Source organism: Pseudomonas sp. Leaf48, assembly GCF_001421885.1.
Lineage (GTDB): Bacteria > Pseudomonadota > Gammaproteobacteria > Pseudomonadales > Pseudomonadaceae > Aquipseudomonas.
The window spans coordinates 93,990-108,430 of sequence record NZ_LMLH01000023.1 but is presented as its reverse complement, the minus strand read 5'-3'; the positions used below and the strand labels follow the sequence as shown (position 1 = coordinate 108,430).

Sequence of the window (14,441 nt, the reverse complement as noted above, 5' to 3'; positions counted from 1 at the left end):
CGATCACCAGCCCGGGCGCGCATGGGAGTACCCTGAGTCGGTACGTCCCCTACCGCCACGGTGCTTTGCCATGTATGCCTCACCCCAGCCAAACCACAATCATCTGCTTGCGGCGCTCCCGGCCTTCGACCTCAAGCGCCTGATGCCGCACCTGGAGCAAGTCAGCCTGGTGCTGGGCGATGTGCTGTATGAACCGGGGGATACCTTGCGCCATGTTTACTTCCCGACCGACGCTATCGTTTCACTGCTGCACGTCACGGAAAACGGCTCGTCAGCGGAAATCGCCGTGGTCGGCAACGAGGGCTTGATCGGCATCGCCCTGTTCATGGGCGGCGAAAGCACCTCCAGCCGGGCGGTGGTGCAAAGTGCCGGCAGCGCATTTCGCCTGCCCGGGCAAAAACTCAAGAAAGAGTTCAACCGCCATGGCGATCTGCTCCTGCTGATGCTGCGCTACACCCAGGCGCTGATCACGCAGATGTCCCAGACCGCCCTGTGCAATCGCCATCACTCGATCGACCAGCAATTGTGCCGATGGCTGCTGTTGTCCCTGGATCGTCTGCCCGGCAATCGCCTGAACATGACCCAGGAGCTGATTGCCAACATGCTCGGCGTGCGTCGCGAAGGCGTTACCGAAGCGGCTGGCAAACTGCAGCGCCAAGGCGTCATCGAGTACAGCCGCGGGCAGATCACCGTACTGGACAGAGTGCGCCTGGAGCGGCTCAGCTGCGAGTGCTACCTGGTGGTCAAGACCGAAACCGATCGTTTGTTGCATTACACCCGGCGGCAGGACGAATGATGATGCTGGTGTCCGGCCGCACCATTGGCCAAGTACCGAGTTTAAAGATAGGCTCTGGCCGACCTCCCTATCGAACATTCAGACCATGACCGGCCCAGACTTTTCCCCTGACGTCCACGCCATCCGCAGCATTGATGCCGTGCCCGTCATCTTGAGCATGGTCAAGCATCTGACCGGGATGCGTTTTGCCGCTGTCGCCAGGGTTACCGACAGAAGCTGGGTCGCCTGCGCCGTCGATGATTCAATCGATTTCGGTTTGAAGCCTGGCGGCGAACTGGTCCTCGAATCGACCATCTGCCATGAAATCCGCCAGCACAGAAAACCGGTCATCTTCGGTCACGCCAGTGCACACCCGGTTTTTTCGCTGCATCACACCCCGAGAACCTACGGTTTGGAGAGCTATATCTCCATCCCTATCATCAGGGCCAATGGCGATTTTTTCGGGACCTTGTGTGCCATCGATTCGGTACCGGCCAATCTCGACGAGCCTGCCATTGCCAAGACACTGACACTTTTCGCCCAACTGATCGCCATGAGTCTTGATACGCAAAGCCGTCTGGAGACAACCAAAGCCGCGCTGGTCGATGCCACTGAACATGGACGGCTGCGTGAGCAGTTCATCGCCGTATTGGGGCATGACCTGCGCACGCCCTTGAGCGCGATTCGGCTGAGCGCCGACCTGCTGGAAACGAAAACTACCGAGGTGCGATCACTGAACCTGATCGCTGCGATCCGCAATAGCTCGACGCGAATGGGTGTCTTGATAGAAAACGTGCTGGATTTTGCCCGGGGAAGAATGGGGGGCGGGATCCCGGTCAGGCGCCAGTTGACCGATGATCTGGGGCGCACGCTGAAACTGACCCTGGATGAAATACAGGCTTCACACCCCCAGGCGACCCTGATCCACTCTCTGGACATACCGCCCGGCATCTATTGCGACTCGTTGCGTTTGAGCCAGTTGCTTTCCAATCTCCTGGGCAATGCGGTCACCCATGGCTCACCGACCGCGCCCATCAACGTGCGGGCCTATGCCGAAGGTGATGAAATCGTCGTATCGGTGACCAATCAGGGCGCTCCGATTCCAGCACAGCTGATGCCGCTGCTGTTCGAACCCTTTACCCGCTCCGAAGCGGGTCAGCGCGGTGAAGGTCTGGGATTGGGGCTTTATATCGCTTCGCAGATTGCCACGGCGCACAACGGCAGCTTGAATGTCTCCTCGACGCGGGAGACAGGAACTTGTTTCGTCGCAAGATTCCCGGCTGCGTTCAAATGGATCAGATGAGTGTCTGCCCTGTACGCTCAGCGGCAAAAATAGCGGGAAGCCGGTTCAGACTTCCCGCTAATCCTGCTACCCCTTACGAAGTACCCAATCCTCTGGACAGATCGGCGGGACCACTGCTGGTTTCGGCTTGAGCCTGTTGCGGCTTGTTCTGTGCATCCGGGTGATCCGTCGTTTTGGTGACGGTATCGCGCACCGCCTCAAACCCCTCCCGTGCCTGCTGTTTGACCTTGTCGGCCAAGCCGGCGCTGGTCTTGCCCATGTAACGTTGCTCCGTCGCCGTCGACGGTAATGCCGCGCCGAGCATGGCGCCCAGTGCAATACCCGCAGCGGCGACCATCAGCGGTTGTTCCTTGAGCAAACGGCCCAACTGATCACCCACTACCTGCGTGCTGTGCACCAAACGGTCGCTGGCGTCGTGCATGGCGTGGCTGATGTTGTCGCTGGCCGCGCCGAGGTTGTCTCCCAGGTTCGCCGCCTTGTCTTTCACGCTCTGATAACCCTCCTTGAGCGTGTCGGCAGTCTGGTGCAAATGGTCTCGCGCACTGTCGATACCCTCCGCCAAGCCATCGGCCCACTCTCCGGCCTTGTTCTTATCCGGCGTCACGGGGTAAGTCAGGCGCGGCGTCGGCGCACGGTTCTGGCTCATCATCAGCCACAGCAAACCAACCGATGTGAGCACGGCTGGAACGGGATTATTGCGCACGCTGGTGCCCAGGTTGCTCAGGAAAGTCGTCCCGTTGTTCTGCATGAAAGACAACGCCTGATCGAAGGCCTGGCCCGGGGTGAACTTGCTTTCCAGTGCGTCGACAATGTTGCCGATGCTTTCCCGCTGCGCATCGATATCGCGCTCGATGGCCTCTGGACTTTTCTGCGACTCGTATTCGAATTCACTGTTCATGAGACTCTCCTGCGCAGCGCTTCCTGGTCTTTGTTCAAGGCGTCCAGCGTCCGGTCAGGCTTTAAATGGGACGGCTCGAACTGTTTTTTTCCAGCCTGGAGCATGGCGAACCCGACGATCATCACCACGACGCCAACAATCAGCGCAGCCAGCCACGGCGCCATCACGATGCTCAGCCCATAGACGGCGGACATCAACAGGATGATGAAGCCTGCCAGCAGCACAATCGCACCGCTCGCGACCCCGGCAATGCCTGCCTTGAGCGTTGTCAGGCTGGTCTGTAGCTCGGCTTTGGCCAGCGCCAGTTCCTTGGTGAACAGCGCGGGCACTTCGCGGGCCAACTGCCGTAGCAGGCCGACGACCGAAACGTCAGGATCAGGTACGGGCATCGGTCTTGCGCCAGGGAAATCCGGATCTTCTCTGTTCATCACAGTGCTCCATTGAAGTTTGTCGAACCAGGGGTCGGGCGAGTAGCAAAGTCCGAAGTGTGGTCTTGCTCGTTGGGCGCGGCCGGCGTAATGCCAGTGGCCAGGCCAGGGCCTTGACCCGCGTGTGATGGTAGGGGCGATTCGTAGGGCCGCTGCGCTCCAAAACCACCTGACGCAGGCATTGAATGGTCTGCGGCCGGATCCCTGGAATCGGCAAATGTCGCCGCGGGGGCGGCACCGGCCTTGAGAAAGCGCGACAGGCCAAAGCCCAGGGCAATGCTGCCGGCAATGAACAACGCAGGGTTGTTGCGGGCCAGGTCGGCGCCGTCATGGAGCAACTGTTCGGCACTTTTGCCTCGCAGATTGCCGGCCAGCCCGCTCATGGATTCGGCCATGTCCGCGAGGTAGTCGGACATGCCAAGGGCGTCCTTGTCCTCCAGTTCCGAAACGAAAGACTTCGCCCCTTGGGCCAGCGCCTCGATCTGGTCGGCGGCGGTATCGCGATATTGGCCGAACTGCGCATCCGCCTGCTGCCGGGCGCCGCCCAATGCCTCTGTGACGTTTTCCTTCAAGTGTTCAAAGCCTTGCTCTGGCCCTCCTGAATCAGGTTTATCTGGCTGGCTATCGGTGCCGCTGTCTGTAGTGTTCATGTCGCCCCTCGCCTTCTGAATGAAAAAAGCGTTATCAGGGATCGCCACGAAACAGCCGCAGCCCCCCTCAATGCAGATGACGGAGCGGCGTTATGGGGAGTTCCAATGGAATGATGAGTGCACGTTTAAAGATCGCAGCCTTCAGCAGCTCCGACACGTTTAGGCGACTCCCTGCGGGAGGCGGCGATCTTTTAAGTCATTGACAGAGGACGCTGGACACCAGATTCAACAGCCGCAAGTCGGTCCTGACTATGCCGATGACACTTTTGAGGTAAACCGCCTGGGCTTGTGACCGGATAATCCAAAGCTTACTAACGGAATGCCGGGGTCCACCATGACGAATGCAGCTACCGAACAAGTCAGTGTAAAAACGCTGAGGAAAGTGATTGTGGCTGCCGGCATCGGCAATTTTGTCGAGTGGTTCGACTTCGCCGTCTATGGTTTTCTAGCCACAACCATCGCCCAGCAATTTTTCCCCAGCGGCGATGCCAGCGCCGCCTTGCTCAAGACCTTCGCGGTGTTTGCCGTGGCCTTTGCGTTTCGGCCCCTTGGCGGGATTTTCTTCGGCATGCTGGGCGACCGGATCGGCCGCAAGCGCACCCTGGCCATCACGATTCTGCTGATGGCCGCGGCGACGACCTTGATCGGTCTTCTGCCCACCTACGCCGCGATCGGGGTCATGGCGCCGGTGCTGCTATCGCTGATCCGTTGTGCCCAGGGCTTTTCCGCAGGCGGGGAATACGCCGGTGCCTGTGCCTACCTCATGGAACATGCACCAAGTGATAAACGCGCCTGGTACGGCAGCTTCATCCCTGTGTCGACATTTTCCGCGTTTGCCGCAGCAGCGGTGGTGGCCTACGCACTCGAGGCGTCATTGTCGGCCGAAGCGATGGGCAGCTGGGGCTGGCGCCTGCCGTTCCTGGTTGCCGCGCCGCTGGGCCTGGTTGGACTCTACCTGCGCTGGAAACTCGATGAGACCCCGGCATTCCAGGCGGTAACCCAGGACCATGCGGTCGCGCACTCCCCGCTCAAGGAAACCCTGCGCAACCATGGCGCGGCGATCTGCTGCCTGGGCGCCTTCGTGTCATTGACGGCCCTGTCGTTCTATATGTTCACCACCTACTTTGCGACCTACCTGCAAGTCGCCGGTGGCCTCACTCGTGCAACGGCGTTGCTGGTGTCACTGATTGCGTTGCTGTTCGCCGCGGCGATCTGCCCCCTCGCCGGGTTGTATTCGGACCGGGTCGGTCGGCGAATGACAGTGGTGACCGCTTGCGTCCTTCTGATCGTGGTGGTGTATCCATCGTTCCTGATGGCCAGTTCCGGCTCGTTCGCCGCGTCCATCGTCGGCGTCATGCTCCTGGCGATTGGCGCGGTGTTATGTGGCGTGGTCACTGCGGCCTTGCTTTCGGAAACCTTCCCGACCCGAACCCGATACACCGCCTCGGCAATTACCTACAACATGGCCTACACCCTCTTCGGCGGTACCGCCCCGCTGGTGGCGACGTGGCTGATCAGCACCACCGGCAGCAACCTGTCACCGGCGTTCTATCTGATCGCGGTGGCATTGCTGGCGCTGGCGGGTGGCTTGGCGCTACCCGAGACTTCGCGGATTTCCCTGCATGACATTGCGCCCCGGAACAACGGAGCAGGCGTCAGCGCCACGGCCTGAAAGGCGCAAAAAAGGGGACGGCACTGACCCTGCCCCTTTGCCACCAACCCCTCATCAGATAGCAGCGATCAGCCCGGGTGAATCCGGGCTCGATCCATGTTCAAAGCAGCGCTTACCCTGACAGGCTCTGGAGGTGAACTGTTTTCTGATTGGGTCCTGTCACTGGGGCAGTGCCAATTACTGAACGGTCGCCTCGGGGTACATCGCCGGCGCGGCGCGAAGTATTCGCATACCGAGCAGCACGACCACAACCAATACAACCCCCGCGACAATACCAACACCGAACCCTGCCCGCGCGCCGTAGACGTCGATGACCAGGCCCGCAAGTACCCCACCGAGCGCTACGCCGGTGCTTATACCTGTCGTCATCCAGGTCAGCCCTTCGGTGATCCTGGACGATGGAACGATGATCGAACCAAGATTCATGACAATGACCATAGTGGGTGCGAACGAACTGCCTGCTACAAAAAGCATCCCGGCAAGGATGTAGACATCCGCAGAGAAAATCGGCAGCACGCCCGTTACCGCTGTTACCAACACTCCTGCAAGGAACTGCTTTTCAATCGACAGGGTGAGCCTCAACATGCCGAATGTCAGGCCAGTGATCAATGAGCCGAGGGCATAGGCCGCGAGGATGAAACTGGCAGACGCGGGCCAACCTTGTTCGTTGGCGAAAGCAACCACAGCCACATCGATTGATCCGCCGATCACCCCCATCACCAGAAGCGCCACCACGATGGTGCGAACACCAGGGATAAACAAGGTCGAACCTGTGCTTTTGCTGCTGGATACGACGACCTTCGGCTCGGTCTGACGCTGCAGCAGAAAAGCCGTGACGCCGATAATCAGCAGCACCACCGCGGCAAGGGGGCCGGCTTCGGCGAAGAAACTCGTACTCAAGCCAATGGCGATGGGTGGGCCGATAATAAAGGCGAGTTCAGTCAGTACCGTGTCCAGCGAGAAGGCCGTGTGTAGTTGCGGCTTGCCACGGAAAAGCTGTGTCCAGCGCGCCCTTATCATGGCGGGCATGCTGGGCATCATGCCCGCCAATGCCGCAAGAATAAAAAGCAGTACGACCGGAGCACTCAGATACACAGCCAGTATCAGCGCCAGCAACATGCCAACGCTGAAGGCCGTCACCAGGGGCAGGACTCGACTCTGACCGCGCTGATCAACGAGTTTCGACACTCGTGGGCCGATCAAGGCATTGGCCAGGGTAAAAGTACCTGCGACAGCACCGGCCAGCCAATACAACCCGGTATGCTGCACCAACATGGTAATGATGCCGATGCCGATCATGGCGTGCGGTAGACGGGCAATGGAACTCGCGATGACTAACCCCATTACCCCGGGGGTTGTCAGAAGCTCGCGATAGGGATTAGCCATGATTTCTCCACTTTTATGATTTGACGCGGAGAAATACCCCGCTACAGGCGGTTTGAACTATGGGCAGGGAAGTCAAGGCGCCAACACTTTATTCCACCATACTTCTTGCCAGTTACTACGAGCCGCCAGCAGAGAATCAGCGAAAAAGGAAGCATCCTACTTGGCTATCGGAAAGAGCTGACAATGCGAGCAATGTGTTCAGAGTTCACGCAAAAAAATCATACGCGATTGATTGCAAAGACCCTGTCGCAGCCATCAAAACAGTGAATACTGTTTATATGTAATCTTGCGTTCAGCGATAAAAATCGCCTGACGCAATAAGCATTTTATTCAATTAAATATCTATCGCCCCGCAGATTGCGCGTGGTCCTGATCACTCGACAGCGGTGGACGGGATCAATGACAAGATCAAAAGCCAACGCGTCAGTTTTCACTGGACGATTGACACCGGGCACTCTGCCGGCAGTCAGATGTCCTTCGGCTCCTGCGCAGGCGCGGTAAACCACTTGTCCCTCGGCACCCACTTCTCTGCCTGCGGGTCGCCCAGATAGTGCGGCGACATGATCTGCACGCCGTACTCATTGAACACATCCTGGATATTGGCGTGCAGCATGCTCAGCAACACCGCGCGCGGCCGGGGCTCGCTCGGAATGGCCTGGGCCACCAGGCGGTATTCGGGATAAAAGTCCGACAATGCCGTCTGGAATACCTGCGCCGGTGGTTTCTCCAGAATGCCGGGAGTGCGCCGGGCCGCTTCCAGCAACATCCCTTCGACCTGCCGCCACGGCGTGTCGTAGCCGATGGTCACCACCGTATCGACCACATAACCGGGGCCCTGAACGACCCGCGAATAGTTCTTGGTGACTGCACTGGTGATCATTGAGTTGGGCAATGTCAGAACCTCGCCCAGACCTGTGCGGATGCTGGTGGTGAACATGCCCAGTTCTGTGACGGTGCCTTCGTGATCGCCAATACGCACGAACTCGCCCGGCCGCAGGGTACGGGTGTAGGTCAGGATCAATCCGGCGGCCGCCTGGCCCACCACACTGGACGCCCCCAGGGAAATCATCAGACCGATCAGCACCGACAGGCCCTTGAAGGCATCGGTGCCGGCACCCGGCAAGTAGGGATAGGCCATGGCCAGGGCAAACAGCCAGATCGCCAGGGACGTCAGGCGTTGGGTTGGTTGCAGGGTTTCATGGTTCAGCCAACTGACAGTGCCGGGGCCGGACATGCGCCGCAGAACCCTGTGAGAGAAGGCGCTTACACCGCGGGCGATGAAAAAGATCGCCAGGGCCACGCCAATCCCGGGGATGGCCCCGAGGATCCCTTCCAGTAGATAGTCGGCGACATTCAGCAGATAGTTATTGAGGCTTTCGCCCCATGGCCGGGTGTAGGGAAACCGCGACAGGACAAAACCCAGCCACTCGTAGGTGAGCAGCAATACCAGGGCCCAGCGCAGCAACTCCAGCAGGCGGCTGACCACTGGATACAGGTAATTGGCGTCAATCAGCGGTACTTGCCCGACCTTCAGCGCCTGGGTATGTCGACGCATCAGCCCGGGTAGTTTGGCCAGTAGTTTGCGGCGCACAAACACCATGCCAAGGAGCAGGCCCAGGTAGATAGCCGTGGCGAGCAAGACAGCCCCCACTGACCAGATTATCAAGCGCAGGCTGCGAGACTCATGGACTTCCGCCACCACCTGGCTGAGTTTTGCGGCCGCGGCTTCGGCGGCCTGCTGCGCCGAGTCGAATTCAGTGGGGTCGAAATCCTTTGGCGTCACGATAAACGCGCGCCTGCTGCCCAGCAGCACCATGTAGCTGTTGAGCACCGGGTCTAGGGTGACGTTAAGGTCCTGCGCCTCATCCAGCGCTTCAATAATCACCGTCTTCGCCCGCTTGACCCGAGAAACCGGTGTTTCGCCCAGCATGGTCGCGCGAAACACCATGATGCTGCGGTTGGCCACTTTCAATTCAGCGGGAGCGTCAACCACCTGCGGTGCATCCTCGGCCCAGAGCAACACTGACCAGAACAGCCCGAAGACAGTAAACAATACCGCGAGCAGCCTGCTGCGCATGGCTTGGTTCCTTTCATCACAAAGATTCAGGACAAGGGTTTCTAACGCAGCCTAGTTCAGCGATGAATGGATGTCAGATTTGCCGAAGCGCCTACCCGCTGATTCCGCGCTCGACTCCAATCCCCTGCAGGAGCTGGCTTGCCAGCGATAGCGGCGTGTCAGCCGCCAAAGATGGTGGATGTGAGGGCCTCATCACTGGCAAGCCAGCTCCAGGTTTGGATGGGGAATTCGGCATCCGCGCATGACACAAGTCCTGTGGGAGCTGGCCTGCCGGCGATGGCGGCGCGTCAGGCGCACTTGGGAAGAGCGAGCTGACCGTTCAAGCCTGATCGAGGATGACCTATGATATTCATCAATTATTCCTTCGGTTCTCCCTAAATGATAAAGCGCTGCACTTTGCTCGACCATGATGGTTGGCTGCCCCTGCGTGTTGCTCTGTGGCCGGATTCCGCTTCGGACAATGACCATGTCAAAAACACCATACTGAGCGCGCCAGAGCGCTATCTGGTACTGATCTTCGTTGATGAACAGGGCAATGCTTCAGGGTTTGCCGAGGCTTCGCTCCGAGCGGACTATGTCAACGGTACCCATTCATCGCCTGTGGCCTTTCTCGAAGGACTGTACGTCCAGCCCGCCAGTCGGGGCCAAGGCATCGCGCGACAACTCGTTGCGGGTATCCAGCAGTGGGCCGAAGAAATGGGATGCACCGAGTTGGCTTCGGACGCACTGCTCAATAACCAGGGAAGCCACGCCATGCATGAGGCTCTGGGTTTCACAGAGACCGAACGGGTGGTTTATTTCTTGAAGTCTTTAGGGGCCAACAAGGCGTAGTAGTGCGCAAGTCCACGTCGGTGTAAACCAAGGTACGTTCGCCGAACAAAGACGACGGGGGAGCAAGTAGAGGCGCTTGATCTCCAGGAATCTATTGAGCTCACCTGCTGTGGCGAGGAAGCTGGCTCCCTCACCACCTGGTTCAATGTTTATTCCAGCGGGGCGACGTTATCCGGTTGACGGCCAGGTCCGCCAGCATGATGACCTGCAACCCGGTTAACACGCGTAATCGTTCACGACCTTCGCGAGCAGGCTCGCTCCTACAGTGAGTCTGCAGCGGACACAAAATCTGCGTACGGCCACATTCCCCTGTGGGAGCTGGCCTGCCAGCGATGGCGGCGTGTCAGGCGCCAGTGATGTTGGATGAGCCGGCCTCATCGCGAGCAGGCTCGCTCCTACAGTGAGTGTGCAGCGGACGCAAAATCTGCGTACGGCCACATTCCCTTGTGGGAGCTGGCTTGCCAGCGATGGCGGCGTGTCAGGCGCCGGTGATGTTGGATGGGCCGGCCTCATCGCGAGCAGGCTCGCTCCTACAGTGACTCTGCAGCGGGCACAAAATCTGCGTACGGCCACATTCCCCTGTGGGAGCTGGCCTGCCAGCGATGGCGGCGTGTCAGGCGCCGGTGATGTTGGATGGGCCGGCCTCATCGCGAGCAGGCTCGCTCCTACAGTGATTCTGCAGGGACACAAAATCTGCGTACGGCCACATTCCTCTGTGGGAGCTGGCCTGCCAGCGATGGCGGCGTGTCAGGCGCCGGTGATGTTGGATGGGCCGGCCTCATCGCGAGCAGGCTCGCTCCTACAGTGAGTCTGCAGGGGACACAAAATCTGCGTACGGCCACATTCCTCTGTGGGAGCTGGCCTGCCAGCGATGGCGGCGTGTCAGGCGCCAGTGATGTTGGATGGGCCGGCCTCATCGCGAGCAGGCTCGCTCCTACAGGGTCTTTGGTGTACCGGGTTTTTGCGGAAAATGGCGGAAGGCAGCCGGAGTCGAACCTGCCCGGGAACGGATGCCGTCCCCAACCGGGTTTGAAGCCCGGCCGCGCCACCGGGCGCGATTGCCTTCCTTGAAATCTTGCCCTTGAATCAGTCTCCTGTGCCCAGGGCCAGTGCGTTGTCCCGGCGGATCTGGCGTCGGTCGCCCATGCGCCTGGTCAGGCCGATGCGGTCGAAGTATTCAAGAATCTGGATGCTGCGCTTGCGCCCCAGACCCACCGCGTCACGAAACGCCGCCACCTGGATCACCGGGTCAGCGTCCGCCAGTTGCACAAGCATAGCCGCCAATCGGCGGATCATGCTGTCGGGGTAGAACAGATCACGGACCACTTGATGGACCAGTCCCAGGCGCGCCATTTTGCGCAGCAGTGTGCGCACGGTCGCCTCGTCATGCCCCAGGTTGCGCACCCATGGCGGATCAAACCCGGCAGTTTCGAACAAGGGTTGAAGCTTTTGCCAAAGGGCTTCGTCCGCTTCGCTCAAGCGCACCTGATGCCCGGGCAGATGCAGCCATGGCCCGTTGCTGGCAATGGCGCCGCTGGCCATCATCTCGTCGAGCAAACTGAGGAATGTCGGTCGCTCCAGGGCACTGGCGCTAAAGCGGCGCAGGCGATCCCGATCCGGGCCCATCTGGTCCGGCTCCAGTTCATGGAAGCGTGCGAGGTGTTCCAGCAGTGGCGTTTTCAAGGCTTCCCAGCGAGGGGTGCTGAACAGCAAGGGGCCCTGGCGGGTATCGATCAGGCGTACGTCATCGGGTAAAACCCAGGTGCTGCGTGGCCGGTTGAACTGACGCTCCAGAAGACGCGGATCGAGCCCGCTGTCGCTGTGGGCCAGCAACGCCGGCAGCACGTCCTCCAGCCGAGAACTGCGGACCAGCGCCTGCAACTGCGCCAGGCGCTCGGGGCTGCGGCGTTGTCGGGTCGGGGCAAAGGGATCGAGCACGCGACCACCACCAAGGGTGCGCTGGGCGCTCTGATCACGCAGGATCAACCGATCGCCTTTGACCGCCTGAACCGGTGTATTGAGCAGCAACTGCGCGAACATCCGCCCGCCCGGTGCCAGGCTGGCCCCCTGCAGCAACGCCACGCGCCCGGTCACGTCCTGGGTACCCACATGCACATGCACCGGCTGGAAGTGTTCGAACGCCCGCGCCTCGGCGGGCAGCAATTGCATGTCGATATCCAGGCGAAAAGTCGGCGCGTACAACGTATCAGCCAGCAACCAATGGCCCCGATGAATCTGCTCCAGTGCCAAGCGTTCGGCGCTCAGGTTCAAGGCCACGCGCTGACCGGCAAACGCACCATCCGCAGGCTGGTTCTGCGCATGCAAACCGCGAATGCGCACGGGTTTGCCCTGGGGGCCCAGCAGCAAGGTATCACCCACTGCGACCCGCCCGGACAATGCCGTGCCAGTGACCACGATCCCGGCGCCGGCGACGCTGAATGTGCGGTCGATCGCCAGTCGAAAGCCGCCCTCGGTACTGCGTTGCCGCACATTGCGCTGCGCCTGTAGCAACAGTTCACGCAGGGGCTCGACACCTTCGCCCGTCACACTCGATAACGCCGTTATTGGCGCATCGGCATAAGGCCCGGGAGCCAGCAGCGCCTGGATCTGCTCGCGAACCTCAGCGACCCTGGCCGCGTCAACCCGGTCACACTTGCTGATCGCCACCAGCGCCCGGGGAATGCCCAGCAGCTCGACGATCGCCAGATGCTCGCGGGTCTGCGGCATCACGCCGTCATCGGCCGCCACCACCAGCAGTACCAGATCAATGCCTTGGGCGCCAGCGAGCATGTTATGGGTGAAGCGCTCATGGCCGGGCACGTCGATGAAACCGGTCAGGGCGGCGCCCGGCTCCAGCGCGGCGTAAAGGTAACCGAGGTCGATGGTCATGCCGCGCTCACGCTCTTCCCGGCGGCGGTCACCGGCCTGGCCGGTCAGGGCCTGGAGCAGTGCAGTCTTGCCGTGGTCGATGTGTCCTGCGGTGCCAACAATCACCCTGCCCGGCCCTCCACCTGCAACTGATCGAGCTGCGCCAGCCACGCCGGTTCATCGTCCAGTTGCCGAAGATCCAGCCACAGGGCGTCGTCGTCAAGGCGCCCGAGCACCGGTACCGGCAAGCCGCGAAAGGCCGCCTCAAGATTGAGCAGGCTGCGTCCGCGCAGGCGTTTCGATACCAGCGGACGAAGGCACAGCGCCGCACTGGGAAGCCGCGCCACCGGTTGGCTGCCGCTGCCGATCATGCCCTGCGCCTTCTGCGCGCTCACAGCCCAGGTGTCGCCTAATGCTTGCGCCAGTGAAGGTTGCAAGCGCTCGGCCTGGGCAAGGATGTCGGCCTGGGGCCGGGTCAGCAAGCGCAGGCTGGGCAAGCGTTCGGCCAGTCGATCCGGGTTGCGGTACAAGCCCAGTACGGCTTCGAGGGCTGCGAGGGTCAGCTTGTCGACCCGTAACGCGCGTTTCAGCGGGTTCTTCTTGATTCTGGCGATCAGGTCCTTGCGCCCGACGATCAACCCGGCCTGGGGGCCGCCAAGAAGTTTGTCGCCACTGAAGGTGACGATGTCCGCGCCATCGAGCAGCGCCTGGCGCACGGTCGGTTCGGCGGGCAGGCCCCAGCGGGTCAGATCCAGCAGACTGCCGCTGCCGAGGTCCTCGAGTAGCGGCAGGCCATGTTGATGGGCCAGCGTTGCGAGTTGCGCAGTCGGCACGCTGGTGGTGAAACCCTGGATGCTGTAGTTGCTTGCGTGCACACGCATGATCAAGCCGCTGCGCGGGCCGATGGCCGCTTCGTAATCGCGGGCATGGGTGCGGTTGGTGGTGCCAACTTCATGCAGCTTCACTCCGGCCCGGGCCATGATGTCGGGAATGCGGAAGGCGCCGCCGATTTCGATCAGCTCGCCCCGGGAAATGATGCCTTCCTTGCGCGCGCCCAGGCTGTTGAGGGCCAGCAGCACTGCGGCGGCGTTGTTGTTGACCACGGTCACCGCTTCGGCACCGGTGAGCTCGCGGATCAGCCCTTCGATCAAGTCGTCGCGATCGCCGCGCTTGCCAGTGTGCAGGTCGAACTCCAGATTGAGCGGATAGCGCGCGGCAATCTGCACCGCATCTATGGCCTCCTGCGGCAACAATGCCCGCCCGAGGTTGGTGTGCAGCACCGTGCCAGTGAGATTGAATACCCGACGCACATGGCTGCGATGTTGTGCCTGTAAACGTTCGCCAGCCCTGCCCGCCAGCACTTCAGGGCTGATCTCAACCGCTTCGAGCAACCCTTGCTGCACCCCTTCGCGCAGTTCATCGAGCAGTTGGCGCAAGGTGGCCAGCAAGGCATCGCGCCCATAGCGCCCGGCCAGCGGCTGGCATGCCGGGTGACGCAGCAGGCTGTCGATGGAAGGCAGACGCAGGGGTTGGCTGCTACCGCGTGCGGACAT

Annotated in this window: 11 protein-coding genes and 1 tRNA gene; 4 read left to right on the top strand and 8 right to left on the bottom strand. The window is 60.8% G+C overall.

Going from position 1 to position 14,441, the window contains the following annotated elements; genetic code table 11:
• Positions 1 to 70: 70 nt before the first annotated feature.
• Positions 71 to 796, top strand: coding sequence for a Crp/Fnr family transcriptional regulator (locus tag ASE98_RS14765; RefSeq protein WP_060542073.1), 726 nt, complete (start codon positions 71 to 73; stop codon positions 794 to 796).
• 85 nt (positions 797 to 881) lie between these two features.
• Complete coding sequence (locus ASE98_RS14760) at positions 882 to 2,078, top strand: GAF domain-containing sensor histidine kinase (RefSeq protein ID WP_060542072.1); 1,197 nt, start codon at positions 882 to 884, stop codon at positions 2,076 to 2,078.
• Between the two features lie 73 nt (positions 2,079 to 2,151).
• Here the strand turns inward: ASE98_RS14760 and ASE98_RS14755 are convergent, their stop codons facing one another.
• Genes ASE98_RS14755 through ASE98_RS14745 form a run of 3 tightly spaced genes read right to left on the bottom strand, consistent with a single transcriptional unit; the run spans position 2,152 to position 4,054 of the window.
• Positions 2,152 to 2,976 (bottom strand): DUF3618 domain-containing protein, encoded by an 825-nt coding sequence (locus ASE98_RS14755; RefSeq protein ID WP_060542071.1) that lies wholly within the window; start codon positions 2,974 to 2,976, stop codon positions 2,152 to 2,154.
• Positions 2,973 to 3,404 (bottom strand): phage holin family protein, encoded by a 432-nt coding sequence (locus ASE98_RS14750; protein ID WP_060542070.1) that lies wholly within the window; start codon positions 3,402 to 3,404, stop codon positions 2,973 to 2,975. Before ASE98_RS14750 ends, ASE98_RS14755 begins: the two co-directional genes overlap by 4 nt.
• Positions 3,404 to 4,054: a hypothetical protein gene (locus ASE98_RS14745; protein ID WP_060542069.1), complete on the bottom strand. Its 651-nt coding sequence runs from the start codon at positions 4,052 to 4,054 to the stop codon at positions 3,404 to 3,406. Before ASE98_RS14745 ends, ASE98_RS14750 begins: the two co-directional genes overlap by 1 nt.
• Positions 4,055 to 4,388: 334 nt before the next feature.
• Here ASE98_RS14745 and ASE98_RS14740 point away from each other — a divergent pair, with 334 nt between their 5' ends.
• Positions 4,389 to 5,726, top strand: a complete 1,338-nt coding sequence (locus tag ASE98_RS14740; protein ID WP_060542068.1) for an MFS transporter — start codon at positions 4,389 to 4,391, stop codon at positions 5,724 to 5,726.
• Between the two features lie 177 nt (positions 5,727 to 5,903).
• On the opposite strand, the gene ASE98_RS14735 is transcribed toward ASE98_RS14740, so the two are convergent.
• Positions 5,904 to 7,112: an MFS transporter gene (locus tag ASE98_RS14735; RefSeq protein WP_060542067.1), complete on the bottom strand. Its 1,209-nt coding sequence runs from the start codon at positions 7,110 to 7,112 to the stop codon at positions 5,904 to 5,906.
• 466 nt (positions 7,113 to 7,578) lie between these two features.
• Positions 7,579 to 9,189: a mechanosensitive ion channel family protein gene (locus ASE98_RS14730; RefSeq protein WP_060542066.1), complete on the bottom strand. Its 1,611-nt coding sequence runs from the start codon at positions 9,187 to 9,189 to the stop codon at positions 7,579 to 7,581.
• Positions 9,190 to 9,567: 378 nt separating this feature from the next.
• Here ASE98_RS14730 and aac(6') point away from each other — a divergent pair, with 378 nt between their 5' ends.
• Positions 9,568 to 10,020: an aminoglycoside 6'-N-acetyltransferase gene (gene aac(6') / locus ASE98_RS14725; protein ID WP_060542065.1), complete on the top strand. Its 453-nt coding sequence runs from the start codon at positions 9,568 to 9,570 to the stop codon at positions 10,018 to 10,020.
• Between the two features lie 971 nt (positions 10,021 to 10,991).
• Here aac(6') and ASE98_RS14720 read toward each other — a convergent pair.
• From ASE98_RS14720 to selA, 3 genes are all read right to left on the bottom strand, one after another.
• Positions 10,992 to 11,087: transfer RNA gene (locus ASE98_RS14720), tRNA-Sec, on the bottom strand.
• A gap of 19 nt (positions 11,088 to 11,106) precedes the next feature.
• Positions 11,107 to 13,014, bottom strand: a complete 1,908-nt coding sequence (gene selB, locus ASE98_RS14715) for a selenocysteine-specific translation elongation factor (RefSeq protein ID WP_060542064.1) — start codon at positions 13,012 to 13,014, stop codon at positions 11,107 to 11,109.
• Positions 13,011 to 14,441: an L-seryl-tRNA(Sec) selenium transferase gene (gene selA, locus ASE98_RS14710; RefSeq protein ID WP_060542063.1), complete on the bottom strand. Its 1,431-nt coding sequence runs from the start codon at positions 14,439 to 14,441 to the stop codon at positions 13,011 to 13,013. Before selA ends, selB begins: the two co-directional genes overlap by 4 nt.